The sequence below is a fragment of the Cryobacterium sp. PH31-O1 genome, from assembly GCF_030063455.1.
In the GTDB taxonomy this organism is placed as follows: Bacteria; Actinomycetota; Actinomycetes; order Actinomycetales; family Microbacteriaceae; genus Cryobacterium.
In genome coordinates, this window is record NZ_JASITB010000008.1 from 126,547 (window position 1) to 152,258 (window position 25,712).

The 25,712-nt window shown below is 65.1% G+C and carries 18 protein-coding genes; 8 read left to right on the top strand and 10 right to left on the bottom strand.

What is annotated here, in order from left to right; all coding sequences use genetic code 11:
• Nucleotides 1-12: 12 nt before the first annotated feature.
• A complete protein-coding gene (locus tag QMK31_RS15920) occupies nucleotides 13-621 on the top strand; it encodes a putative antibiotic biosynthesis monooxygenase (protein ID WP_283501931.1) in 609 nt (202 codons plus the stop codon).
• A 16-nt stretch (nucleotides 622-637) separates the two neighbouring features.
• Here the strand turns inward: QMK31_RS15920 and QMK31_RS15925 are convergent, their stop codons facing one another.
• Genes QMK31_RS15925 through QMK31_RS15940 form a run of 4 tightly spaced genes read right to left on the bottom strand, consistent with a single transcriptional unit; the run spans nucleotide 638 to nucleotide 6,609 of the window.
• Complete coding sequence (locus QMK31_RS15925) at nucleotides 638-1,894, bottom strand: M20 family metallo-hydrolase (RefSeq protein WP_283501932.1); 1,257 nt, start codon at nucleotides 1,892-1,894, stop codon at nucleotides 638-640.
• Nucleotides 1,891-3,567: an amidohydrolase gene (locus QMK31_RS15930; RefSeq protein WP_283501933.1), complete on the bottom strand. Its 1,677-nt coding sequence runs from the start codon at nucleotides 3,565-3,567 to the stop codon at nucleotides 1,891-1,893. Before QMK31_RS15930 ends, QMK31_RS15925 begins: the two co-directional genes overlap by 4 nt.
• A complete protein-coding gene (locus tag QMK31_RS15935) occupies nucleotides 3,564-5,243 on the bottom strand; it encodes a thiamine pyrophosphate-binding protein (RefSeq protein WP_283501934.1) in 1,680 nt (559 codons plus the stop codon). The genes QMK31_RS15930 and QMK31_RS15935 overlap by 4 nt, the downstream gene beginning before the upstream one ends.
• A 34-nt stretch (nucleotides 5,244-5,277) precedes the next feature.
• On the bottom strand, nucleotides 5,278-6,609 hold the full coding sequence (locus tag QMK31_RS15940; protein ID WP_283501935.1) for an MFS transporter: 1,332 nt from the start codon (nucleotides 6,607-6,609) through the stop codon (nucleotides 5,278-5,280).
• A gap of 164 nt (nucleotides 6,610-6,773) precedes the next feature.
• On the opposite strand from QMK31_RS15940, the gene QMK31_RS15945 reads away from it, so the two are divergent.
• Nucleotides 6,774-7,958: a PucR family transcriptional regulator gene (locus tag QMK31_RS15945; RefSeq protein WP_502853391.1), complete on the top strand. Its 1,185-nt coding sequence runs from the start codon at nucleotides 6,774-6,776 to the stop codon at nucleotides 7,956-7,958.
• Between the two features lie 95 nt (nucleotides 7,959-8,053).
• Here QMK31_RS15945 and putP read toward each other — a convergent pair whose 3' ends face one another.
• A complete protein-coding gene (gene putP, locus QMK31_RS15950; protein WP_283502036.1) occupies nucleotides 8,054-9,556 on the bottom strand; it encodes a sodium/proline symporter PutP in 1,503 nt (500 codons plus the stop codon).
• Between the two features lie 228 nt (nucleotides 9,557-9,784).
• On the opposite strand from putP, the gene QMK31_RS15955 reads away from it, so the two are divergent.
• The 3 genes from QMK31_RS15955 to QMK31_RS15965 are packed head-to-tail and all read left to right on the top strand — an operon-like array spanning nucleotide 9,785 to nucleotide 12,938.
• The gene (locus QMK31_RS15955; protein WP_283501937.1) at nucleotides 9,785-10,978 is read left to right on the top strand and encodes a CaiB/BaiF CoA transferase family protein; all 1,194 of its coding nucleotides are present in this window, start codon (nucleotides 9,785-9,787) and stop codon (nucleotides 10,976-10,978) included.
• Nucleotides 10,979-11,030: 52 nt separating this feature from the next.
• A complete protein-coding gene (locus QMK31_RS15960; RefSeq protein WP_283501938.1) occupies nucleotides 11,031-12,251 on the top strand; it encodes an acyl-CoA dehydrogenase family protein in 1,221 nt (406 codons plus the stop codon).
• A gap of 24 nt (nucleotides 12,252-12,275) precedes the next feature.
• Complete coding sequence (locus QMK31_RS15965; protein WP_283501939.1) at nucleotides 12,276-12,938, top strand: GntR family transcriptional regulator; 663 nt, start codon at nucleotides 12,276-12,278, stop codon at nucleotides 12,936-12,938.
• On the opposite strand, the gene QMK31_RS15970 is transcribed toward QMK31_RS15965, so the two are convergent.
• Together QMK31_RS15970 and QMK31_RS15975 are read right to left on the bottom strand one after the other, a co-directional pair.
• A complete protein-coding gene (locus QMK31_RS15970) occupies nucleotides 12,929-13,687 on the bottom strand; it encodes a fumarylacetoacetate hydrolase family protein (protein ID WP_283501940.1) in 759 nt (252 codons plus the stop codon). The genes QMK31_RS15965 and QMK31_RS15970 overlap by 10 nt on opposite strands.
• A 115-nt stretch (nucleotides 13,688-13,802) precedes the next feature.
• Nucleotides 13,803-14,723 (bottom strand): AEC family transporter, encoded by a 921-nt coding sequence (locus tag QMK31_RS15975; protein ID WP_283501941.1) that lies wholly within the window; start codon nucleotides 14,721-14,723, stop codon nucleotides 13,803-13,805.
• 81 nt (nucleotides 14,724-14,804) lie between these two features.
• Here QMK31_RS15975 and QMK31_RS15980 point away from each other — a divergent pair, with 81 nt between their 5' ends.
• Nucleotides 14,805-15,620, top strand: a complete 816-nt coding sequence (locus tag QMK31_RS15980) for an alpha/beta fold hydrolase (protein WP_283501942.1) — start codon at nucleotides 14,805-14,807, stop codon at nucleotides 15,618-15,620.
• Between the two features lie 138 nt (nucleotides 15,621-15,758).
• Entirely contained in the window at nucleotides 15,759-19,994 is a 4,236-nt protein-coding gene (locus tag QMK31_RS15985) for an SCO7613 C-terminal domain-containing membrane protein (RefSeq protein ID WP_283501943.1), read from the top strand.
• Nucleotides 19,995-20,028: 34 nt separating this feature from the next.
• On the opposite strand, the gene QMK31_RS15990 is transcribed toward QMK31_RS15985, so the two are convergent.
• From QMK31_RS15990 to QMK31_RS16000, 3 genes are all read right to left on the bottom strand, one after another.
• Nucleotides 20,029-21,864 (bottom strand): HNH endonuclease signature motif containing protein, encoded by a 1,836-nt coding sequence (locus QMK31_RS15990; RefSeq protein WP_283501944.1) that lies wholly within the window; start codon nucleotides 21,862-21,864, stop codon nucleotides 20,029-20,031.
• 170 nt (nucleotides 21,865-22,034) lie between these two features.
• Complete coding sequence (locus tag QMK31_RS15995; protein WP_283501945.1) at nucleotides 22,035-23,504, bottom strand: APC family permease; 1,470 nt, start codon at nucleotides 23,502-23,504, stop codon at nucleotides 22,035-22,037.
• A 126-nt stretch (nucleotides 23,505-23,630) separates the two neighbouring features.
• A complete protein-coding gene (locus QMK31_RS16000; protein WP_283501946.1) occupies nucleotides 23,631-24,467 on the bottom strand; it encodes an SDR family NAD(P)-dependent oxidoreductase in 837 nt (278 codons plus the stop codon).
• A gap of 86 nt (nucleotides 24,468-24,553) precedes the next feature.
• On the opposite strand from QMK31_RS16000, the gene QMK31_RS16005 reads away from it, so the two are divergent.
• Nucleotides 24,554-25,687, top strand: a complete 1,134-nt coding sequence (locus tag QMK31_RS16005) for a cation:proton antiporter (RefSeq protein WP_283501947.1) — start codon at nucleotides 24,554-24,556, stop codon at nucleotides 25,685-25,687.
• Nucleotides 25,688-25,712 lie beyond the last annotated feature (25 nt).

Below are 25,712 nucleotides of genomic sequence, written 5' to 3' on the forward strand. Positions count from 1 at the left end.
CATACTGGAGCAATGACTTTACAAAAGTCGGATCCCTTCGCTTGGGCACCACCCCCGCCTGCGTCAGCATCCGTAACCGTTTCCATCACCCGAAGAGTCGACCCGGCGCGCTTTACGGAAACGAGCGAGTGGGTGCAGTTCGGCATCAACCTCGCCCATAAATATCCAGGCTTTCTCGGATCAGGCTGGGTGCGTGGCAGCGAAGACTCCGCCACCTGGAACATGCTGTACCGCTTTTCCAACAGCGCAGGGCTCGCCGCCTGGGAGAATTCTGACGAACGTACAGAGTGGCTCGAAGCTGGCACCGACCTCGTACTCGATGCCCAGGTCGAGAAACGCACCGGCATCGAGGGCTGGTTCGACATGGTGCAGCAGACCCCGCCCGGGGCTTCCACGCCTCTTCCTCCGCCACGTTGGAAGCAGGCCGTGAGCATCTGGCTCGGATTCTTCCCGGTCAATCTCGGTTTCACCCTGCTCATAACGTGGCTCGTACCGGGCTGGAACGACGTTCCGACCATTCTCAAGGTGCTGCTGACCACGCTCGCGCTCACGCCCCTCATGGCCTACTTCGTGCTGCCCTGGGTGACGCGTATGCTGCGGCCCTGGCTGCAGCGCTCCTAGCTCAGGCCGCACCAGCTCAGGGCCGAACCAGCTCCCCGGTGACGAGCCGCTGCGCAAGGTCGGTGAGCAGGTCAACCCCGGCGAGCATGTCGGGGTCAGAGGTGAGTTCGCGCTCATTGTGCGAAATACCCTCGACGCTCGGCACGAAGAGCATGATGGTGGGCACGATGTCCTTCATATTGGTCGAGTCGTGACCAGCACGGGTGCGAACCGTGCCGTAGGGCAAACCCAGCGACTCCGCACTGGCGGCGGCGAGCGTGAGCCCCCGGGCGTCGTAGTCTTTTGCGGCCCAGATGTGCTCGGCGCCGCGTTCAATGCGCACGGAGGCCCACTGTTCAATCTTGGCGACACGGGCGTGTAGTTCAGCGTCGGCCGCGGCCAACACGGCGGGGTCGGTGCTGCGCACGTCGACCAGCAAATTGACCCGGCTGGCGACCACGACCGGCGAGTTGGGAAACACGGTGAACTCTCCACAGGAGGTAATGACCATGTGCTCATCCGTGGTGAATTGGTTGGCAATTTCACGCGCCGCGACAACCAGCGCTGATGCGCCCAGCAGGGCGTCGGAGCGATCGGCAATTTCGGTAGCTCCGGTGTGGGCCTGCTCCCCGTGCACCACGAATTCGTACTTGTTGGCACCCCAGGTTGATTCCACCAGGCCGATGGTGAGGCCGTCATCTTCGAGTGAACGGCCCTGTTCGATATGGATCTCGAGGTAGGCAGCCACCTCAAGGCTGAAGTCCCCGATGGTTCCGATCGACTCGAGCGCTTGCTGCACCGTGACCCCGTTGGGGTCGGTTGTGGCCAGCACCTGTTCGGCGGGTAGTTTGCCGGTGAAGACCGAACTGCCCATCATCGAGGGCTTGAACCGGCAGCCCTCCTCGTTGAACCAATTGATGATGACGATGTTATACAGCGGAGTTTCTCCCCCGGCGAGAAAGGCCTCCCGCAGGCGCAGCGCGGCATGGGCCCCGGCCAGCACGCCATAGGCTCCGTCAAACCGACCACCGAGCGGTTGGGAATCCAGGTGCGACCCGATAGCGATGTACGGGGCGCCGGGAACGAGTTCCACGAGGGTGAACTGGTTGCCCACCCGGTCGTAGCGAACCGTGCAACCGTGTCCCTCAACGAGGCCGCGAAACCAGTTTCGGGTCTGGCCATCGACCAGCGTGCCGGCCTGTCGATCAACACCGCCGCCTTTGGTTGCCCCAAAGGTGCTCAGGGAGTGAAAATCGGCCAGGAATGCCTGTTGTTGGGCTTGGGTCGTGCTCATGCTCGTGCTCCGGTCTTTTCGGTCGCCTCTCGGCGCGAATCAAAAGTGAATTGACCATCAACAACGGTCGCGATAACGTCAAGCGACCCGATGTCGGTGGCCTCAAGCGGGGAGCCGGACAACACGACAAAATCGGCGAGTTTTCCACGCACCAGGGTTCCCCGGCTGTCAATGAGGCCGGTGGCGATGGCGGCCCACTCGGTGTAGCTGCGCAGTGCCTCCTCGGGCGTTAGCCCTTCTTCGCTGCCGCCCAGCACCAGGCCGTTCTCCGTCGTTCGATCCACCGAAGACTGCAGGGCTCGGCGCACATTGTTGTCAGCGACGGGAAGGTCTGAGCTTCCCGCAATGATGACGCCGGCGTTCACCAGCGACCGACCACGATACAGCCACCCCTCCCGTTCCACCCCGACCAGTTCGGCGAACTGGTCCCCCAGTGGGCCGATAAACCCGGCCTGGGGCGTGACGGCAATTCCGGCCTGGGCAATGAGGTCCACCTGATCGAGACGGGAGATTCCAAAATGCTCGATGCGGTTGGGGAGGGCATTTTTTCCGAAACGATTCTGGCAGTCGATGATGATCTCCGCGGCGAGGTCTATTGCCGCGTCACCAATGGCGTGCAGGGCAATGGGCCATCCTGCCCGATAAACGTCTGTCACCCGTTCGCGATAGGCCTCGGGATCGTCCAGCAGGTATCCGCTGTTGTGCGGATGCCCGCAGTAGTCCTCCGTGACTGCGGCGGTTGCTCCGAGGAGCGAGCCGTCCATGAAGACCTTCACCGGCCCCATCGAAAGCCAGTCGTTGCCAAAGCCGGCTCCAATCCCCAGATCGATTCCGCGTCCGTGGCCAGCGCCGTGCATATCGTCTGCGTGGGCGGTGATCGGACGCAGCGCGTCGAGGGTCGGCATCAACTGCGCCCGGGAATGAAGCCGTTTATCCCGCAGTGCCTGCTGGTAGGCCTGTACTTCGATGGGGCTGTGCCCTATCCAGCCCCCGGCAATCCCGGCTTCGGTAAAGCTCGTGATTCCCTGCTGGGCGTACCGGGTGGTCGCATCGTCCAGGGCCCGCACGATTTGGGGAACGGAGTAGGGCAACAGCAGATTCTGAATCAGGGCCTGCGCGGACTCCTCGATCACGCCGGTGGGATAGCCGTCGGCGTCGCGCAAAACGGCGCCGCCGGCCGGATTCGAAAAATCGGGTTCGAAAACTCCGGCGAGCCGAAGGGTGGCGGAGTTGGTAATAGACAGATGCCCCGAGACGTGCCGCAGGTACAGTGGGCGGTCACCGGTGAGCTCGTCGAGGCGGCGAATGTCGGGGTAGTGGCCGCCGTGATTTTTGTGGTTGAAGCCGGTTCCCTTGATCCAGGCGTCCGGCTCGTCGGCGAGGCGAAGCGCTTCGGCCTCAATGAGCTCATAGAGGCTGTCCAGCCCGCGTGCGTGCTGCAGATCAACGGCCGACAAGCCCAGTCCCCACCAGGTGGTGTGGCAGTGCGCGTCGATAAAGCCGGGCACGATGGTCGCGCCGGCAAAGTCCTCAACGCTGACCGCTGTGCAGCCATCGATTTCTTCGTCGAAGCCGACGATTCGACCGTCAAGGATTCCCATGCATTGGGCCTCGGGGCGCAGGGGGTCGAGCGTGACGATGGTTGCGCCTTGAATTATTCGGTCGAGGATCACAGTCCGGCCTCCGTGTTTCGGTGTGCGGGCGGGGTGGCGTTCGTCGCCGGCGGCGGCATGGTTTCAGGATCGGTGCGGAGGTGTAACAGGGCGGGAATGCCACTGGCCAGCGCTGCCGTCAGTGCAGATTCAAAGTCGTCGGTACGTTCCACGAGCTGCCCGTATCCGCCGAATGATCGCATCCAGGCGGCGAAATCGGGGTTCGTCATCGAGGTTCCCGATGAACGACCCGGATAGTGCGCACGCTGGTGCTGCACGATTGTTCCGTAGATTCCGTTGTCCACGACGATCACGAGCGGGGCGCTGCCCTCTGCAAAGGCTACGGAGACTTCTTGCGCGGTCATGAAGAAATCTCCGTCACCGCAGATAGCCACCGCCTGTCGGTGGGGAAATATTAGAGAAGCTGCTACGGCTGCGGGCACGGCCAAGCCCATCGCGCCGTTCCGCGGGGCGACCAGGGAATGCGCGTGATCGTGCGAGAGGTAGCGATGGCCCCAGATCGTGGCATTCCCGGCACCGTAGGTGACTACGCGGTCGCGGGGTAGTTCTCGTTCCAGGAGCGCGAACGCCACGCCGAGGTCAACGCCGTTGCCACCGTCGGGGGCTGGTATCGCAAAGCGCTGCTGGTCGTGCTGCAGCGCGAGCATCCAGGCATCCGTTCGGGTGCCGCGCGCACCGCCGGATGCCGCGTCGGATGTTGCGGCGGATGCGGCCAGTGCGGCAACAAAAGCGGCCGGGCTGCTGAAGATCTGCTGGTCGATACGGCCAGAATGCATGGTCGCCGCCGGGTCGGGTAGCACCAACACGGTCGGGGCGGCGAACCCGCGGGTATATCCGTCGCTCTGCACGTCGGAACGTCCGCACCCAATGAAAAGCAGAAGGTCTGCCTCATCCAGGCGGGCGGCGAGCGTATCGGCACGGCCGTAACCCAGCCAGCCAGCGTAGGCGGCGGAATGTGGCACGGCGTCGTAGGCTCGCCAATCCGCTGCCACGGGAACAGCCGCATTTTCGGCCCAATCCATGAGCGTACGCCCGGTCTCATCGTTCCAGCCGTCCCCGCCGACGATGATGAGCGGATGCTGCGCGGCTGCCAGCCTCTCGGTGACCGCGGCGATCTCGGCCGCGGATGGCGTCGCGCTGGCGACCGGGCGAAGTGGCGCGGTGGTAGCTCCGACCTGCTGAACCAGAACGTCTTCGGGCAGTCCGATGACGACCGGACCGGGGCGACCCGATGCCGCCAAGTGCATGGCCTCCGCGACGATCTCACCGGCACGGCGCGGATCATCCAGCACGATCACGCGCTTGGCGGTGCTGCCAAACCATCCCGTGAGGCTGAACTCCTGAAAGGAATCGCGTTCCCGGTCGGCCACGGGAATGAGACCAACAAAGAGTACCAACGCTGTGGCATCCTGCCAGGCCGTGTGCACCGCGATCATTGCGTTCGCGGCACCGGGGCCACGGGTAACCATGACGACCCCCGGCGTGCCGGTTAGCCGCCCTTCGGCCAGTGCCATGAAACCGGCACCGCCCTCGTGGCGACACACCACCGTCTCAATGGGCGAATCGTGCAGGCCGTCCAGAACATCGAGGTAGCTCTCGCCGGGCACGGCGTAAACGCGGCGTACGCCGTGGGCTTCGAGTTGGGCAACGATGAGGTGGCCAGCTGATTGTGGCATAGGAGGAGCTTTCCGGTAGGGCGGGGCGGAATGGTTAGTGCTTGAAACCGGGCAGGTCGACGCTCATGCGCGGTGCAAGGTGGCCTGCCACGGCGGTGAACAGTGACAGAAAAATCAGCATCGCTGCCGCCGGCCACCACGCGTTGCTGGCGGCGGCGACAAGAGCCGTCGCGAGCAGCGGGATGAAGCCGCTGATCATTCCGGCGGTGTTCTGGGCGAACCCCACACCGGTGTAGCGGGTGCGGGCCGGGAACAGGCCGGTGAGTACCGTACCGGAAGCGGCATAGGGGAAGGAAAGCGCGGCAACGGCCAGGGTCATTCCAATCACGACCAGTGCTGGAACGTTACTGACAACGAGCAGAAACGCCGGAATCGCAACGATGGCAGACACAATGCCGCCATAGAAGATAACCCGGCTGGAGCCGAACCGTTCGCCGAGGCGGCCGCCGAGGATCAGTACCGGTATCTCCACGGTCGCCGCAACCATGCCGCCGAGCAGCATCAGTCGGGCGCTGTACCCCATGACACTCACGCCGTAGTAGACGATGAAGGCCGTGACGAGATAAAAGCCGCCGACGCCCAGCATTCCGGCCGCCATACCAACGATGATCTGCTTCCAATGGTGAACGAGGGTGGTGCGAATGGGCGCCTTCTCCGTCTCACCCTTTTCCACCAGTTCGGTGAAGACGGGGGATTCTTCCAGCCGACTTCGGATGTACAGCGCGAGCAGAAGCATCGGAAAAGCAGCCAAGAACGGGATGCGCCATCCGAACGAAGAGAAATTCTCCTGCGAGAAGAAGAACGTCATGAGGAAGAACCCTCCCGACGACAGGATCGTTCCGATCGGCGAGCCGATCTGTGGGATGGCAGCGTAGCGAGCGCGTCGGTGCAAGGGGGCGTTCTCAACGACGAGAGTCATGGCGCCTGACCACTCACCGCCGACGAAGAGGCCCTGCAGCACGCGGAGCAGAACGAGCAGGATCGGAGCGGCCACGCCGATGGCGGCGTAGGTCGGCAGCAGCCCGATCAGGCCGGTAATGATGCCGATGCCGGTGATGGTGATCATCAGTGTTTTGCGACGACCAATTTTGTCGCCCATCGCCCCGAAGAACATTCCGCCCAGCGGACGAGCAACCAGCCCGACCCCGAAGGTGGCAAAGGCTGCCAAGGCTGAAGCGGTGGCGTTCTCGCTGTAGAAATATTGAACGTTGAATACCAGAGCGGCCGCCGCGCTGAACAGAAAGAAGTCGTACCATTCCATGGCCGTGCCGATGAGGGCACCGATCGCAACTTTCGTGGCTTCTTTGTCTGTGATCTGGCGGGTTGCACCAGCCTCCACATTTGTAACTTCATTTGAAATCGTCATCAGCATCTTTCCTGGGGAGGATGAAGCCAAGCGCATTCCGGGAGAGAACTGCGGTGGCCTCTGAGGTAATTTCTAAAAGTCTTGCAGCGGATGGCCGTTTCAGGCTGAACGAAATGAAACGAGATGATCGAACGAAACTGTGCAAAAGCACATAAAATGGCCCAATGAACTCTTTTGGGGCCGCGCAAAAGGCCGAATCCGTTAAAGGCGATGACAAGCGGTGGAGCACACTCCTTGCCCAATTATCGGTTGCTGATCTGACGGAGCACTTTTTAGCGCGGGTACTTCGGGTGCCGGGGTATGACACGCTGCCCCTTCCCAGCAGCGAGATTCGGCGCACCGGGTCCGCCTCCTTCGACGCCCTGATTCGGGGGCTACAGCAGGGAACCGAGGGTAGAAGCGGACGGGCGGAACGATTGGCCATCGCCACCGATGTGGGCGTTTCGCGTGCTCGCGCCGGAATTCCGATCGAGTCCCTCATGACCGCGATCCGCCTCGACTTTTCGATTCTGTGGGGCGAGCTGACCGCCATCGCCAAGGACGGCGATGCCGGGCTTCTGGTGCGTCATGCCGACCGCGTGTGGAACATCGTCGATTCCTATGCCAGTCAAACCCAATCCACCTATATGGCCGAACGTCAGCGTATGCAGAGCGAGGCGTCTTCGGTGCGGCAGGGATACGTGGCGGCGCTCTTCGGGGAGACCAGCCCGCCCGCCGAGATGCTCAGCCAGATCGCTGGAGAATTGGATATCGACCAAGCCGGTGCGTTCTGCGTCGCGATGGCGTTGGGGGAGGATATGGCTGGACTACGTGTCGTGGTGGCGTCGGCCGCGCATCGTGATGGGGAAATCTTCACCTACCACCTCGGTGACGGGCTCGTGGCGTTCTGGCCGCGAGACGACCGGCCGGGCTCGGCCGTGCAGGAAGCGGCCGCACAAATCAGCTCGCTGCGCCTGGGGCTGGTCGAGGCCGTGCGGGGAATTGCGGATCTCCGAGGCGCGGCGCGGCGCGCCAGGGAACTTGCCCAGCTATTGACTCCGCAAGACAGCCAGGCGCTCACGATGACCATCGCCTGGGCGCGCATTGCTCGCCGTCGGCTGGGGGCATCGGGGTCCCCCATCGCGGGCGACGTCGAGGCCGCCCTGGCCCAGTGCGGCGGCGCGGAACGAAACCGATTGGTGGAGGCGGTGCGGGCCTATCTCGCCTCGGGAAGTATCGCAGCGTCGGCAGACACACTGTTCTGCCACCGAAACACCCTGATGAATCGTCTTCGGCGATTCGCTGACATCACCGGCGTCGATGTAACCGTGCCCCAACAGGCCGCCCGGTTGGTGGTGGCCTGGGCCTAGCCGCTTCCAACACCAAACGGCACCCCTTCCGGGGCGCGAGGCCGGGAACGAGTGCCGTTTTTGTACAGACCTTGAGGTTCTGTGCCGGTGTTTGGTTAGACAGAAACCTTTTCGGGCGCCTTGTACTTCGGGTGAGCCTGTTCCGCAGCCGCATCAAATTCAGCATCGATCTCGGCGTTGGGCTTGTGCGTGGCCAGCGAGACCAAGACAGCGACGAGCAGGCTGGCGGCGAAGCCCGGCACGATCTCGTACAGCGTGTCACCGAGCGAGGAGCTACCCCAGACGAACACGACGACGGCACCGGTGACCATGGAAGCGAGGGCGCCCCAGGTCGAGAGCTTCTTCCAGTACAGCGAAAGAATAACAACCGGTCCGAAGGCTGCACCGAAACCGGCCCATGCGAAGCCGACCAGGTCGAGGATCGTCGAGTTCTGCTGCAGCGCAATGAGTCCGGCCACGACGGCCACTAGCAGCACGCCGACTCGGCCGAGCATGACCAGCTGCTTCGGCGCAGCTTCCTTACCCACGATCTTGTAGAGGTCTTCCACCAGCGCCGAGGAGGAGACGATCAGCTGTGAGGAGATCGTGCTCATGATGGCCGCCAGCACGGCGGCTAACACGAGGCCGGCGATGAAGGGGTGGAACAGGGTCTGCGAGAGCAACAGGAACACCGTTTCAGGGTTCGCGAGCGTCAGGTCGGGGTTCTGCTGGAAGTAGGCAATTCCGATGAGCGCGGTCGCCACAGCACCGAGCGCGGTCGCAATCATCCAGCCGATGCCGATGCGTCGACCCGCTGTGGCGTCCTGCGGGGAGCGCAGGGCCATGAAACGAACGATGATGTGGGGTTGGCCGACGTAACCAAGGCCCCAGGCTGCGGCGGAAATGACACCCAGGACGGATCCTCCGGCGGTCAGTGAGAGCAGGTCGGGATTAACCTCGCGAATTGATTCCAAGGTTGCTGCAATTCCGCCGGTGGCATTGAGAGCCACCAGGGGCACCGCGATCAACGCGACGAGCATGAGGATTCCCTGGGCGACATCGGTGAGGGTGGCACCAAGAAAACCGCCGAACAGCGTGTAAAGCAGGGTGACACCGGCAACGATGAGCATGCCGGTCAGGAAGGTCGAGCCGAAGGATTCTTCAAAGAAGACTCCGCCGGCCACCATGCCGGAGGAAACATAGAACGTGAAGAACACCAGGATGATGATGCCCGACACCACTCGCAGCAGACGGGAGGTGTCTTTCAGCCGGTTCTCGAAGAAGCTGGGAATGGTAATCGAGTTGTTGGAGACCTTGGTGTAGGAACGAAGCCGCGGGGCCACGAACTTCCAGTTCAGCCAAGCGCCTATCGTGAGGCCAATGGCGATCCACGCTTCGACCAACCCCGAGATGTAGATGGCTCCGGGGAGACCGAGCAGGAGCCAGCCGGACATGTCGGACGCGCCGGCGCTTAACGCTGCGGTGCCGGGTTTAAGACCACGGCCGGCGAGCATATAGTCGTCAAGATCCTTGGTCTGACGAAAAGCAAAGTAGCCGATGGCGACCATGCCAGCGAGATAGAGAACGATTGCGATTATCTGAAAAGTTTGATCCGTCAATGGGATTCCTTTGTTGGGATGCCCGATGTACTGGACGATACCGCCCGACTTCCGGGCGAGATAAAAATTCAAGTCTCGCAGAAATGTGGGCATATTGCCATGTTGGGCCAGTAGCCTTCCCCCCGCTTGGGGTGGCTCAAACCGATACGGAACGATTCAGATGGACCATCCGCCGGTTGCTGTGGTCGGGTACTTCCCCTTTCTTCTAAAATTGGATACAGTATCCAAATGACTTGGAATGAAAACGACGTGCCGACGCGCGGGCCGCTGGACGGCATCCGTGTTGCCGATTTTTCCCGCGTACTCGCCGGGCCATTTGCAACCATGATGCTGGCCGATTTCGGAGCCGACGTAATCAAGATCGAACACCCCAATGGCGATGACACGCGCGCCTGGGTTCCTCCGGTCGACGAAAACGGTATGGGCAGCTATTTCGCCAGCGTCAACCGCAACAAGCGCTCGGTTGTCTGCGACCTGCGTACCGAGAGCGGCCTCGCCGAAGCTCGCGCGCTCGCGCTCGACGCCGATGTGGTGATCGAGAACTTTCGCCCCGGGGTCATGGAACAGTACGGCCTCGACTACGACACCCTTAAGGCAGAGCGCCCCGGTGTGGTCTATTGCTCGATCACCGGATTTGGTCGCACGGGCGGCGCTGCGCTACCCGGTTACGACCTGCTCGTGCAGGCAGTTGGCGGGCTTATGAGCGTCACCGGCTCGCCCGATAGTGAACCGAGCAAAGTTGGCGTTGCGCTGGTCGACGTGCTCACCGGGCAGAACGCGGTCATCGGCGTTCTCGCTGCGCTGCGCTCGCGCGAAGAGTCTGGCCGCGGCCAGCGGGTCGATGTCAACTTGCTCTCGTCGCTGCTCGCCGGACTCGTCAACCAGGCCTCAAGCACGCTCGCAACGGGTGTCGCGCCCCAACGTCTCGGCAATGCCCACCCCAGCATCGCGCCGTACGAGACCTTCCGCACCCTTGACGACCCGATCGCAATCGCGGTCGGCACGGACAAACAATTCAGCGCCCTCGTCGACGTGCTGGGCCTGCCGGAGCTCGCAGCTGATGCGCGGTTCGGCAACAATGCCCAGCGCCTCGCTCACCGTGCCGTGCTGAAGGCGTTACTGGAAGAACAGCTCACAACACGTTCAGGCTCCGACTGGACGGCGCAACTCTCCATCGCCCGCGTGCCGGCCGGCAAGGTCAACTCGATTGCGGAAGCCCTCGATCTAGCCGCAGTGCTCGGGCTAGCGCCCGTCGTGCCCGTTTCAGATGACAGGGGTTCCCGCGTGAGCCAGCAGATCTCCAACCCCATCACCCTCTCCGCTACTCCCGCACGGTATCTGCGCCCGCCACCCCTGCTTGGCGAGCACGCCGGTGCGGCGTTCTACGACAGGGCGTGCACCCTGAGCGCCCTCGACGCCTGAGCGCTTCTCTTCGCCCACCCGATATTCCATTTCATTTACCGAAGGACGACTCATGACCGTTGCAGCCCCGACCTCAGCCGAATTAACCGAAACCGACCTGATCGAATCCGACCCAACCGACGCCGCGGACCTCGTGAGCATCGACTCCCTGCTGACCGAAACCGAGATCGCCCTGCGCAACGAGGTTCGGGCCTTCGTGAACACCACCATCAAGCCCAACATCGCCGGATGGTACGAGAAGGCAGTCTTTCCGCTCGAGATCGTTCCGCAGATGGCGAAGCTCGGACTGCTCGGCATGCACCTGAAAGGCTACGGTTGCCCGGGGCGCAGCTCTGTGGAATACGGCCTCGCCGCGCTCGAGCTCGAAGCCGGCGATTCCGGGCTTCGCACCTTTGTGAGCGTGCAGGGTTCACTTGCCATGAGCGCCATTCACAAGCACGGCTCCGAGGAGCAGAAGAACGAGTGGCTGCCGCGCATGGCGAAGGGTGAGGTGATCGGCTGCTTCGGACTCACCGAGCCCACTGCCGGGTCTGACCCGGCCAGCATGACCACCTTCGCTCGGCGTGACGGTAGCGATTGGGTCTTGAATGGCACCAAGCGTTGGATCGGCCTCGCGTCCGTCGCCCAGGTCGCCATCATCTGGGCCATGACCGACGACGGGATTCGCGGCTTCGTCGTACCCACCGACACCCCCGGGTTCGTCGCCACCCCCATCGAGCAGAAGCTTTCGATGCGCGCGTCCATTCAATGCGAGATCGAACTGACCGAGCTGCGCCTGCCCGACTCGGCCATGCTTCCCAAGGCGCGCGGCCTGCGCGGACCGTTCGAGTGCCTCAATGAGGCCCGCTACGGCATCGTCTGGGGTGTCATGGGCGCTGCTCGCGACAGCTACCTCACCGCGCTGGCCTTTTCAAAGGAGCGGATGCAGTTCGGCAAGCCGCTCGCCGGCTACCAGCTCACGCAGCAGAAACTTGTGAACATGGCCCTGGAAATCAACAAGGGCACCCTGCTCGCGCTGCAGCTCGGCCGGCTCAAGGACGCCGGTACGCTCGCTCCGCACCAGATCTCGGTGGGCAAGCTCAACAACTGTCGGGAGGCGATCGCCATTTGCCGCGAGGCCCGTGCGATGCTGGGCGGCAACGGCATCACCCTGGACTACTCCCCCATGCGCCACGCCAACAACCTCGAGAGCGTGCGCACCTATGAGGGTACCGACGAGGTGCACACACTCATTCTGGGCCAGCACATCACCGGCATTGCAGCCTTTCGCTGAACCGCCTGAGTTAGAGTTTTGAGCGTGCCTGCCCTCGAAAAAACGCCCCGCCCGCCGACCGTTCCGGCGTTCGTGCTCGGCGAGCTGCGTCGGCTGATCGCGGTCGGCGAGCTGGTGCCCGGCCAGCCGCTGAGGCAGGAAGACCTGGCGGAGCGGCTCGGCGTCAGCCGGGTTCCGGTGCGAGAGGCGCTTAACACACTGGAAACCGAGGGACACGTCGTGCACGAGCCGCATCGCGGCTACCGGGTAACCGAGCTGTCGCTTGCTGACCTGCTCGAGGTCTATCGGCTGCGCCAGCTGCTCGAGGCTGAAGCCGTACGCGCCACGATCTCCCTCGGCATCGGGCGGGTACTCCCCGATCTGCGCGCGGCCGGCACCGACGTCGAACGCGCCAATGCGGCCGGCGATCTGCTCGCCATGAACGAGGCCAACCGGAGGTTTCACTTCGTGCTCGTGACGAGCGCCAGGCTGCCCCGGCTCGAACGCATTCTGCGTGCGCTCTGGGATTCAACCGAGGCCTATCGGCGGCTCTACTACGAAGAATCCGGCAACCGGGCACGGGTCGAAGACGAGCACGCCGGCATCGTCGAGGCGTTCGCCGCGGGGGATGCCGAGCTGGTCATCCGCTTGCTCGACGAACATCGCGGCCATGCAACGACCGCCCTGGGTGCGCTGCTTCAGACCTGACCGGGGCCGACCACGCGAAATCCGAGGTCGCCGACCCCGTAGATGCCCGCTGTGACGGCGTTGCCGGGTTCGATCCGGCCGACGCCGGCGGGGGTGCCGGTGAAAATGAGGTCGCCGGGCTGCAGGGTGACGAAGCGGGAGAGCGCGGCGATCACGTCAGGCACCGGCCAGATCTGTTCGGCGAGGTCGCCGTCCTGGTGCCGAGCACCGTCAACGTCGAGCCAGATCCGCGCGGCCGCGGGGTGACCGACCGCACTCGCCGGAACGATGGGAGTGCAGGGTCCGGAGAAATCAAAACCCTTGGAGAGGTCCCACGGGCGGCGCAGGGCCTTGGCGGCGTCCTGCAGGTCCCGCCGGGTGAGGTCGACGCCGGCGCCGTAGCCAAAAACGTGGCTGAGAGCATCCGCTGCCAAAATGTCGGTGCCGCCGATACCGATCGCGACCAGAAGTTCCATCTCGTAGTGCAGGTTGTCAGTTTGTGGCGGATACGGAACTGTATGCGGGGCCACTCCGCGGGCGGGAACACCCTCGGCGACGGCGTACACGGCGTCGGCCGGTTTGGCAAAGAAGAACGGCGGCTCCCGGTCGGGGTCGTTGCCCAGCTCGCGGGCGTGTTCGGCGTAGTTGCGGCCCACGCAGTACACCCGGCTCAGGTAAAAACGTTCATCGGAGCCGATGATCGGCAAGCTGCTCGGCTCAGGTGCGGTAAAGGGGGCGGCGGGGCCAAATTCGGAGCCGGAGTGCGCCATTTTGTTCCTTTCTAGAGTGGTCGCCGTGCAGAACTGCGGAAATTCTTCGATCTACTGCCGGAACTTGGCAAGTTCACGGTCACACGTGCAAAATCTCCGCAGATCGGAACGGGACTCACGCGAGGAGGGCCGCGATCACGAGCAGCGCGGGCATCGACGCGATCGTGGTGAGCAGAACGGTATCCCGGGTGACGACGATCGCCCGGTCGTAACGCGAGGCGAAGTTGAAGATGTTCTGCGCGGTCGGCAGGGCCGACACAGCGACCACGGCGAACAGTTCGGCGCCGCCCAGGTCGAACACGAAATGCCCGAACAGGTAGGCGATGATCGGCATCAGCACCACCTTGATCATCGTGGCCGCGACAACCTGTTTGCGCCCGGTTCCGGCCTTGAGCAAGCGTTGGCCGTGCAGTGACATGCCGAACGACAGCAGCACCATCGGGATCGCTGCGCCGCCGATCAGTTCGAACGGTGCGAGCACCGGAGCCGGCAGGGTAATGCCAAACGTCGCCACGAGCACGCCGGCGAGCGAGGCGAGAATCATCGGGTTGCGAAATGGCTGTGTCAGAATCGACACGATGGAGGCTCTACCGCGGGTGGTCACGTCGAGAACCGCCAGGATGGTCGGTGCCAGAATCACCAGCTGCAGCAGCAGCACCGGTGCCACGTACTGAGCACTGCCGAGCACGTAAATGGCCACGGGCAGCCCGATATTGTTCGCGTTCACGTAGGTTGCACTCGATGCGCCAAGCACGGTCTCGGCCAGGGGCGTGCGAAAGAACAGCCGAGCAGCGACGATATAGAGGAGCACGCCGACCGCGATCGTGCAGACAATGGCAACCAGGAATTCGGAGAACAGTACGGAGACATCCGCGTGCGAGAGCACGGTGAACAGTAGCGCGGGCGTGGCGACGAAGAAGGCCATGCGGTTGAGCACCCGGCCCGCGCCTTTTCCGGCAATGCCGAAGCGCTCAACGAAGTACCCGATCAGGATCACAAATCCGATAATCGAGAAACCGATCAGTACACCGCCCATTCCGTCGAGCCTACGGCTTGGCCCGGCCAATGGACCGCGCGGCTCTTTCGGGCCGGCACGCCGCGTTGCTACGCTCAACGCATGCCCCGACTCGACGTTCCTGGCGCTTCCCTCTATTACGAGACCCAGGGAGACCCCGACTCGCCAGCCCTGCTGCTGATTCACGCGGGTATCGCGACCCTGCGCATGTGGGATCCGCAGGTCGCCGCCCTCGCTGCACGCCACTACGTCATTCGCTTCGACGCCCGTGGGTTCGGCCAGACGACGACCAAGAATGTCGAATTCTCCAACCGAGCGGATGCCACGGCTCTGCTCGATCATCTCGGCGTCGCTCAGGCCACCCTCATCGGCTGCTCACGCGGCGGCACGATCGCGATCGATTTGGCTGTGGCACACCCCGAGCGGGCCGCCGGCCTGGTCACGATCGGATCCGGGCCAAGCGGCTTTCCCGAGGTGGAACTCACCGAGAAAGAGGACGCCCTGTTCGACAAGCTGGATGCAGCCTTCGAAGCCCGGCAGTGGCCACGGCTGGCCCGACTCGAAGTAGCACTCTGGGCGGTCGGACCAACGCGCAAGGCGGCCGATGTCGACCCGGCCTTTCTAGCCCTCGCGCAGGAGCTCAATCTGCGCAACGTCATCCACGCCACGGAAAAGCCAATCCCCCTGCCGCTCGAACCGCCGGCACTCGATCGGGTAAGCGATATCGATATTCCGGCGCTCGTCACCGTGGGTGAGCTCGACGTCACGTCGTCGCTGGCCCACTACGAATTTCTCTTGGAGATGCTGCCGCAGGCGAGCGGCTGCACCTTTCGGGAGACAGCCCACCTGCCGAGTGTGGAACATCCGCTTGAGTTTCAGCGTGTGCTCGTGAGTTGGCTCGCGACCAACAACCTCTGACCGCGCAGCCGCTGAGCCGCTGAGCCGCTGAGCGAGCGTCTCCTCCCGCCGCTCGTTCTCCACAGAACCTTGCGCGTCGGCCCCGCACTTTGCGCGCCCGGTAGCCTGAGGGGAGAGTGACCGACGGCGGGGAGATCGATGTCAGAGCACGAGCCAGTTCAGAGCGGGGAGTTCTATCTTCGCCATGCGGGACGAATCATCTGGCCGCGTCACATCACAGACCTCACCGACACGTCGCTTTGCCCGGCCTGCCACGCCCCGCTGAAGTCGCCGGTGTGCTCGGCATGCCGGCTCGACCTGCGGCGTGCGACGGCAAGCGCATTGCTGGCCAGCTCAGCGGATGCCGCGGCCGCGCTAAATAGGCGCGCCGAGCTGATCGGGCGCATCCGCTACGAGACTGCACCCGGCCGTGTCAGCGCGCCCCAGCCCGTTGCGGTTGTGCCGCGCGCCGCCAGTTCGTCCAGCGCCAGTTCGTCCAGCGCCAATTCGTCCAGCCTGACACTGCCGGCACCGGTCCAGCCGACGGTGGCCGGTCGCGTCACGCCGCGCGCCGCGCTCCCCACCGCGCCACCGGTCTTCGACCCGACGGCCAGCACCCGGGTTCAGCGCCCGGTCGAGCCCCCGCGGGGACCCTCGTCCCCGCCACCAGGCGCCGCGCCGGCTCTGCCCGCTAAGCCCCAGCGTTCCAGCGTGCAGGTCGTGTTGCTGTCCATCGGCGTGCTGCTGGTTTCGGTCGCCGCGATCTTCTTTCTCACGGTCGCGTGGATCGTCGCCGGACTGGGCTTTCGCTCTGTTGTCGTCGCACTGCTGACCGTGGCGGCCCTCGTGGTCGCCGCCCGGATGCGTCGCTCGCGGCTCACCTCCACCGCAGAGGGCATCGGTAGCTTTGCCGTCGTGCTCGTGCTGCTCGATGTCTGGGGCATGCGGCAGAACAACCTGTTCGGGCTCGCTGCCGGCGATGGCGCGCTGTACTGGGGAGTCGCCCTCACGGTCTGCGCGGCGCTCTTTCTCGGCTGGCACGATCGGTCGAACCTCCGCGTCGGCAGTGTCGCCGGCTTCGCCGTTGCGGCTCCCAGTATCGGGCTCCTCGCGGCCGGTCTGTTTCAGGGCCAGGAAACCCTCACCCGAGTGTTCGTCGGCTTTCTCGGCGCTGCCGTCGGTGCGCTGCTGCACCGTGTGACGCTTCCCCGGCCGGCAGCCGTCATGGGCCGGAGGCCGGTGATCGATCGCTTTCCCGAGCGGATGCTGCTGCTCACCCTCGGCGCTTTGGCCCTCGTCACGTCGGGCATCGTCGCTGTCTTCGTCGAATCCGACAGCCTCATCGCCCCGGTCTGGTGCCTCGGCGCAGTCACGGTCGTCGCCACCGCCCACGTCGTGCTCGTGCTGCGCGCGCCGCAGAGCGCACTCAAGGCGACGATCGCCCCGCCGCCAGCGGGTCTGTCTGCCCCCGCCCGACCGGCCGGCATAGCCGCCGCCATGAGCGCCCTGCTCGCCCAGCCTGCAGACGTGCACGCGACGAACGCGTCCGTCCGATTTATGGCGGAATACCGATCGTTCGCCTATGTTTCGGCGGTATTGGCCGCGGTCGCGGCTGCTGGCATCGTGCCGGTCATTGCCGGTCGCTTCGGCAACTTGCCGTTCGCCCTCACCACGCCCGTGCTCGTGGCGGTGGCGCTCGCCGTCGCCCTGGAAGTGCTGGGCCGTCGATTCGTCGCTCCGACTGCAGCACGCACCGCCGGCCTGGTGGCGGCCGGATCGGCGGCCATCGTGGGAGTCATCCCGCTGCTCCTCACGGGCTGGTATGCGACTCGTCCCCTCGCTCAGGCAACCGAGAACGGAGTGCACGGGCAAGAAATCGTCACCGACCTCGCGACCGCTGACAACAGTTGGGCCTTGTTCGCCCTGGTCGGGATCGGCGTCATCCTGCTGATCGGATGGACGCTCGGGGGCCTGATCCACGCCCGGCGCCAGATCGTGACCGCCCTCACACTGATCGTCATCGTTCTCGCGGTGCCCTTCGTCGAGTCGGTCGGGGTCATCGTCGCGCTCTACCTGCTGCTCGGCGCGGGGGCGCTCGCCAGCCTGCTTCTCGCTCGAAAACCCAAGTACGCACCCACCTTTGGCAAGGGAAGCACAACCGGTCGATTCTCCCTTGGATTTTTGACCCCAGGCTTCGTCGGGTTGCTGATTACCGGTGAAACGTTCGGCTATTTCATCAGCTGGGCGCACCCGACAACCTGGTGGTTCGGCACTGTCTCGCTCGTGCTCGCCCTCTGGTTTGCGCGCCTGCTGGTGACACTGCCTGCCTCCGACCCCGTACCAGCCGGCCCGGCTTTCACCACCGAGGCACGCGCGCACGCTCGCGGAGCGCTGTTGGCCGCAGCCATCGTGGTCACCCTGATCGGCTTCGCTCACGTTCCTTTGGCCCTTGCGCCCGATCAGAATTGGTCGGAGCCGGTCAACCTGGCCAATGTCACGGCGGCCCTCGCGCTCGCCACGGCACTGCTGCACCTGCTCGTTGGCGCCGCAGCGTTGCGGCCGACGGTACTCCCAACCCTCGAGCGGCGCTGGGCTTTCTTCACCCTGCTGGTTCCGAGCGTGGTCGTTTTCGTGCTGCCCATTGGATCGTGGTCGCTCGCCGCCGACGAATCGTTGTTGCAGCCCGAACCCTTCGGCTCACTCGTGCGTACAGGTCTGCTCGTAGCCGCGTGCGCCCTGTGGGTGTTCCTGCGCGCCAACCGCGGCACCCTGCACGCGGAACGCGCCATTGCTGCCGTCGCGTTGGCCCCACTGCTGCTTCTGCTGGTGCGCGAGGTCGTCTTCGCAACGGATGCCGTCGCATCCGTTGTCACCCTCGCCCCACCGGCGGTCGCGCTCGTGGTCTGCTCGCTCGCGCTGTTTCGCGGCAGCGTTGCGACCGGCCCCGGTGCGGCCGGCGCCGGTGCGGCCGGCATCGTGGCGAGCAGCGAGCGTGTCGACCGATTCGCCCCCCGGGACAGGATCGCCCTCGAGATCGGTGCGGTGATCGTGCTCGTTCCGGCGGCATTCACCGCAGCGGTCACCTTTCGCTCGCTCGGCTGGCTCGTGGTCGTGCTCGCCGGCATCGTGGCACTCATCCTGGCGATCGCCCCCGACGGGCTCTTCGGCTCTCGCTCGAATCGACGTCACTTCGGCTGGCTGGCCCTCGCGCTCGGCACCGCCGGCCTTTGGCTGGGCCTCGCATGGGCCGGAACAGTGGCGCTTGAACCATACGTGCTACCCGTCGCCGGCGTCGTGCTCGTCACGGCCGCGCTCATTCGCCGCTACGGCCAAATCGATCGTGCGAGCACGGCAAGCCCGGTGGCCGCACTACTCACCCTGGCCGCACTGCTGATTGCCCTCGCGCCGCTCGCCCTCGCAGCACAGTCGGGGTCGCTGGTGCGCGCGGTCGTCGTCGCCCTCGTGGCAGCCGCCCTGGTACTCGGCGCCGGAGCGGTGCAGTGGTCGCCACCGCGTTCGCACTATCTCGCCGCAGCTGCCCTGGCGGGATCCGTCGTTCTCGTGATCACAGCCGTCGCGCAAACCCTACGGCTGCGCGGCGCTCCCGATGCACGCCTTGAACTCTGGTTGCTGGTTCCCGCCGCCGTCGCCGTCGCGACCGCCTTCCTCCTGGCACGCCACGCGGATGCCGCCTCCGCTCCGCTTCGTCGCGGCGCGAGTATCGCGCTCGTGCTCGTGTGGGCATCCGTTGTCACCTGGATCGAACTCGCCGTGGCCATCGCCCCCGCCGATGCGGGGCTATCGACACCGCGGGCCCTGCTGCTCGTCGTCGCTCTCTCGGCCGTGCATGTACTGGCCCTCTGGCGCCCCAACGCGCCGTTTGGGGCTCTCACTGCCTGGAGCGTGCTCGCGCTGGCTGGCCTGGCCGCTTTCACGGCCGCAAGCTTCGGCGCGGTCGATCCGTTCGAACTGGTCACCGTTCCGGTGGCGCTCGCGCTGCTGGGTTCGGGTTGGCTGCGGCTGCACAGCGACTCGCGAGCGCGCAGCTGGCCCTGGATCGGCCCCGGCCTGCTGCTGCTCCTGATGCCGTCGCTGCTGCTGGATCTCACCTACAGCGACCTGTGGCGCATCGTGAGCCTCGGCATTGTCGCGATCACCGTGCTCGTGATCGGCAGCACGCGGCGACTGCAGGCGCCGTTCTTGATCGGCGCTGGCGTGCTGCTCATTCACGGTATCGCCCAACTCTGGCCGTGGATCGCCCTCGCCTACAGCGCTATCCCCTGGTTCCTCTGGCTCGGCGGCGGCGGAATCGTGCTCATCGTGCTCGCTGCACGCTACGAGCAGCGCATCGCGAATCTCAAGTCTGTGGCCCTGCGCATCAGCGCGCTGCGATAGCCATTACCTTCGGTCCAGTGCCGTGACCCGGCTCCTAGAACGGGTGCGCGTCGGGGTCGGTCTTGTTGGTGTAGTTGGCATCCCAGTCGGAGGTCCAGGGGTCGTCCAGGGGTGGTGGTGGGGCTGGTTTTGCTGGTGGTGGGTCGGTGTGTTGTCGTGGTGGGCTGATGCGGGTGGCGGGGTCGGTGGCGTAGTGTTTGCCGGCGGGGCTGGTCCAGTGCAGGGTGCCGTCGGGGGTGGCGATGGCTTTCCAGTCGCTGAAGTGCTTCAGGTTGTGGTGGGCGGGGGAGAGGAAGTGCAGGTTGGTGGCGGTGGTGGGGCCGCCGAATTGTTTGTCGATGGTGTGGTCGAGGTCGCTGTGGCCGGCGGAGCGGTTGCAGCCGGGGAACCGGCAGGTTCCATCGCGCAGCCGCAGGTACTTCTTCAGGCTGGCCGGTACCCGGAAGGGTTCTTGGCTGACGTCGAGCACGATGCCGGTGTGCGGGTGGGTGAGGATGCGCAGGAAGCTGGTTGCGGTGCCGGCGAGGCGGCGGGCGGTTTCCGGGTCGATCGGGCCGTAGCCTTCGAGGTCGGCCGGTTCTTCGCGCGTGCCACCAGCTCGTCCCATCAGGGTGAGCACCGGCACGGTGATATTGACATTCGCGGTCAGGCCGGCGCCGAGGCCGCTGCCGGTGACGCCCTGCTGGAGGAGGTCGACGGCGACATCGGCGCGCAGCTGGCTGAGGGTGCGCTCTTCGTCGGGGCCTTGCAGGCTGAGGGCGGCGTCGGTGACGCGGGTGTAGACCGCCTGCAGGTCCTCACCGGCGGCGCGCAGCCAGAGGGTGGCCATGCCGTCCTTGTCGGGGAAGAACTGCACTCGGCGATCAGCCAGGCACCGGGCGCGACGCAGGGTGATGCTGTCGGGGTGGAAGCGTTCGCGTAGTTTGCGGGCCTTACCGTCGAACTGGGTGGGGGTGAGCCTGCGGGCGTGCGGGAGGAGCACCGCTTCCAGTTCGGCGCGAGCGGGCTGCGGCACGGAGCCGAGCTGGTCGAGCAGCCGGCGGGCATGGCGGAGGGAGATCTCGCCGCTGCGGAGCGCGGTGAGAGTATCGGGCCGCTCGACCACCAGTTGCCGGCTCTCCTGGAGCAGGCCGGAGGCGGTGCCGGAGGGGATGCGCAGCGCGCACGCCATCTCCGCGACCAGGCCCTGCTGCGCGGCGAAGGTCGCATCCCAGTCATGTTCGTGGCCCGGCCCGGACAGGGGGCGGCCGGTGTCGGCGGTGTTGGTGGTGTAGTCCCACGCCTCGGTAAGGACCTCAGCTTTGCTCGCCTGCGCCCAGGCGATGATCTTCTCGAGGTAGAGCACCCGGTCCACGAATTGCGCCTGATGCCGCTGGAACGGACTCAGCGACTCTGCCGGGCCGCCGTCTGCCGGGTCGGGGTTCTCGGCCGGGTCGGGGTGCTCGGCCGGGTCGGGGTGCTCGGCCGGGCGGAAATCGTCCGAGAGAAAATCGGCCGGGCGGAAATCGGCCGGGCGGAAATCGGCCGGGCGGAAATTGGCCGCGAGGTACTCGGTGTAGAGGAACTCCTCGCGGAGGTCCTGGTCGAACAGGTGCTCGGGCGGCACCGCGGCGAACACCTCGGTCAGGTCCAGGCCAGCCGGGATGGGCGGGCCGTCAGCGAGCCGGGGGTTCTGCGCCGCCGCCGCTTTGGCAGCAGCGGCATCGGAAGCTTCTTCGGCCTCCCAGACCACCCGGCATTCCTCCCGGAACGCAGCCTTCCAGGCTCGGTCTTCATCGGACGACCAGTACGCATAGTCGCTGTCGGGCAGCCCCGCCAAGAAGCGCTCAATCACGCCCTGCTCGTGGGGGGTGTCGCCGCTCTGGCTCATAGAACAAGTGTACCAAGCTCAACCCGCAAAGTCGAGGGATTCTCACATGTATTGGGATTTCTGACCGAAGCTGCATTCGCACTGGAGGTCGGGTTTTCGAGACCAGCTCGCGGTGGGTGATGGCGGTCTCAGCACCCACGACTTACGGAGAACAGTCGGGATTCGCGGGACTAGGAGCGACGTGACCCCAAGCTCTCGAGCAGGCGCTCTTCGGCGTCATGGCCCGGCACGATTCCAGCCGGAATGCGCAGGAAGAAGAAGAGTCCGCCGACCCACCACAAACCAAACAACAGCCAGGGTTCCAGCGACAGCGACGCGGGCATGCCCGGCATGTACAGGCTGAACAGCGCCAGGCACAGGACCGCGGCGGTCACACCGATCACGATTCCGCCGTTGCCCTTGCCCCCAACGCGCAGCGGACGATCCATCTTCGGCTCCCGGCGACGCAGCAACACGAATGCGACGGCTACCAGCAGGTAGGCAAGCACGATGCTCGGAGCGCCAGAATCAACCAACCAGCCGAGCATCTGGGTGCCAAAGAACGGCGCGATAAACGACAGGGCACCAACAAAATAGAGGGCGTTGGTGGGGGTTCTAAACTTGGGGTGGAGCTTGCCAAACCAGGCCGGCAGCATGCCGGAGCGCGCCATGGAGAACATGAGGCGCGAAGCGCCGAGTAGCAGCGAGTTCCACGAGGTGAGAATGCCGGCAATTCCACCGGCAATAAGCACCTTGGCCATAATATCGCTGCCGAATAGGGCGCCCATGGCATCCGCTGTAGCGATGTCGGTTTGGCCGATGGCAGTGGCAGACATCGACGACGAGGTCGTCAGCAAAATCATGACGTACCAGATGGTGGCCAGGATGACGGCGATAACGACCAGCTTGCCAATCTGGCGCGGCGCAATGTTAACCTCTTCGGCCGATTGCGGAATGACGTCGAAACCCACGAAAAGAAACGGCACCACAACGAGCACGGCAAAGAAGCCGCCCATGCCTCCGGTGAAGAATGGCTGCATGTTCGTGGTCGAGCCGCCGGTGAACGATCCGAGCACGAGCATTGCGCCCACAATGAGCAGAAAGAGCACGACGAAGGTCTGGACAACGCCGGCCAGCTTTACACCACGGATGTTGATGCCCGTGATCACGACGGCTGCGACGGCTCCCACGAGCGCCCAGGTCAAGTACACCTGCTCTCCGGCGATCTGCCACAGCGGGATCTGGCTGAGGTTGGGAAAGAGATAGCCGGCCGTGCGAGGCAGGGCGACCGCCTCGAACGCGACGATGGTGACGTAGCCGCCGGTAATGGCCCACGATCCAACGAACGACCACCGCGGCCCCATCGCTCGCAGTAGAAAGTTATGCTCGCCACCGGCTTTCGGCATGGCGGCGGTCAGCTCGGCGTAGGTGAGGCCCACGATGCACATAATAATTCCGCCGGCAATCATGGCGGCAACGGCGCCCATTGTTCCAGCATCGTTGATCCAGCCGCCGGTCAAAACGACCCAGCCGAAGCCGATCATGGCCCCGAAGCCGAGAGCTAGCGCGTCTCGATTTCCGAGGACTTTGAGCAGAGTATCCGGTGCATGGTGGTGGTGCGTGGTAGCGATGGTGTCCCCATTGGTTTCGGCACGCGTCATGTGTGACCCGTGCCGGACGGTGCGCTGGCAACGAACCCATCGGGCCGCTACGCTGCACGTTTTTACTGGGACAGTCTGTCACCCTATTGACGCCGCCGATCACACTAACGGTCGCAGTGCCCAGAGTTACGAGCGACCGACCCAGCGGTCCATCGACCGATACACGCCGAAAACGCGACCGGCGACGGCGTCCCACGCCGCTAACGGCAGAACCCCGCGCAGCACCTTGGACAGGTTCACCGTCCACGGCAGCAGCAGCTGCGGCTTGCCGGCGAGCATCGCCCGCCACACCCGGTCAACCACGTACTCCGGGGTCATCAACGGAGTGAGCAGCGGCCCGCGGGCTCCCGCGAACATGCCAGTATCGATGTAGCTCGGACACACCGTGGTCACCTTGACGTGCCCGTACCCTTGCTGCACGAGTTCGAGCCGCAGCGAATCGCTCCAGCCGATCAGCGCCGCCTTGGACGCGGCGTAGACGCTCATGCGCGGATTGCTCAGCGTGCCGGCGGCAGATGCGATGTTTACGAGGCGCGACTCGCGGGATCCGCTCGCAATCATTGCCGGGAGAAACTCGCGGGCGATGTACATGGGCGCGAGCGCGTTGATCTGCATGGTCGGGCGGGTGTCGGCGCCGTTGTCGTGTTCCCAGAAATACTTGCCGCGAACGATTCCGGCATTGTTGATGATCACGTCGGGGTCACCGATCTCGGTGCGCACCCGCTGAGCGGTCTGCGCGATGGCGCCCAGGTCGGCGATATCAACGACGTACGGGGCCACCTGCGTGCGCCCGTTCGCGCGTTCATTCAAAATGGCGGTGGTGTCGGCGAGCGCCGCACCGTCGCGGTCCCACAGGATCACGGTTTTCGCCCCTTCGGCGACGCAGCGCTCGGCATACAGACGGCCCATTCCCCTGGCGGCTCCGGTAATCAGCACGCGGGCTCCGGCAACGGTTCGACTCATACCCCCATCATGCCGCCTGCGCGGGCCGCGCGGGACTACGCTCGATTCAGCGCAGGCAGGCGCGCGAGAGACCGGGGGTGGTGCGCATGGACTTTCAGACCCTTGCGATCATCTCGGTGATCGCGCTGCTCGGGCCGCTGCTGGCGACGCCGCGGCGCTGGAACCTTCCTGTCGTCATTGGCCAGCTCGGCGCCGGCGTGATCGTCGGCCGCACCGGATTCGGCCTCATCGACGCCGACGACCCCACGCTGACCCTCTTAGCGGATGTTGGATTCGCGTTGATCATGTTCGTGGCTGGCACGCACGTGCCCGTTCGCTCCGGCGCGATCCGCGCTGCGCTCTCGGTCGGCCTGGCACGTGCCATGCTCGTGACCGTCTCGGCGAGCGCCCTCGGCGTGGCCATCGCGATGACCTTCGGCACCCAGCACGCCCCCTTATATGTCGTGTTACTCGCTTCCTCCTCGGCCGCGCTCGTGCTGCCCCTCATTCATTCGCTAGGGCTGCGCGGCCGTTCGATGCTCGAGCTCACCGCGCAGATCGCCATCGCTGACGTAGCGGCGATCGTTGCCCTGCCGCTCGCCATCGACCCGCCGAATGCGGGCCGCGCAGCCCTCGGCGCCGCCCTGGTCGCGGTGCTGGCCGTGGCCCTCTACGCTGTGCTGGCCTGGCTGGAACGAAACGGTTCCCGCCAGCGGCTGCACAAGCTCTCGGCCAACCGCAAATTCGCGCTCGAACTGCGCATCCAACTGGCCATTCTGTTCGCCCTGTCAGCGGTGGCCGTGTTCAGCCACGTCTCGGTCATGCTCGCCGGGTTTGCCTTCGGCCTCGCCGTCGCCGCAGTCGGTGAACCGCGCCGCCTGGCCCGCCAGCTGTTCGCTCTCGCCGACGGATTCTTCGGGCCGTTGTTCTTCGTCTGGCTGGGCGCCTCGCTCGCTCTGCGCGACCTCGCCGACCACCCGCAGATGATCGGGCTCGGCCTCGCCCTCGGCGTCGGCACCCTGCTCACCCACGCGACCACCCGCGTGCTGGGCCTTCCGCTGTCGCACTCACTCTTGTCGGCGGCCCAGCTCGGAATTCCGATCGCGGCCGCGACGATCGGCACCCAACTGCACCTGCTTGCCCCCGGAGAAGCAGCGGCCGTGCTGCTCGGCGCGCTCGTGACCATCGCGGTGACCGCGGTGGCGAGCGGATGGGCGCGGCCGCGCGCGGCATCCGCTTAACCGGCCAGCCGGCCTGCCGACCAGC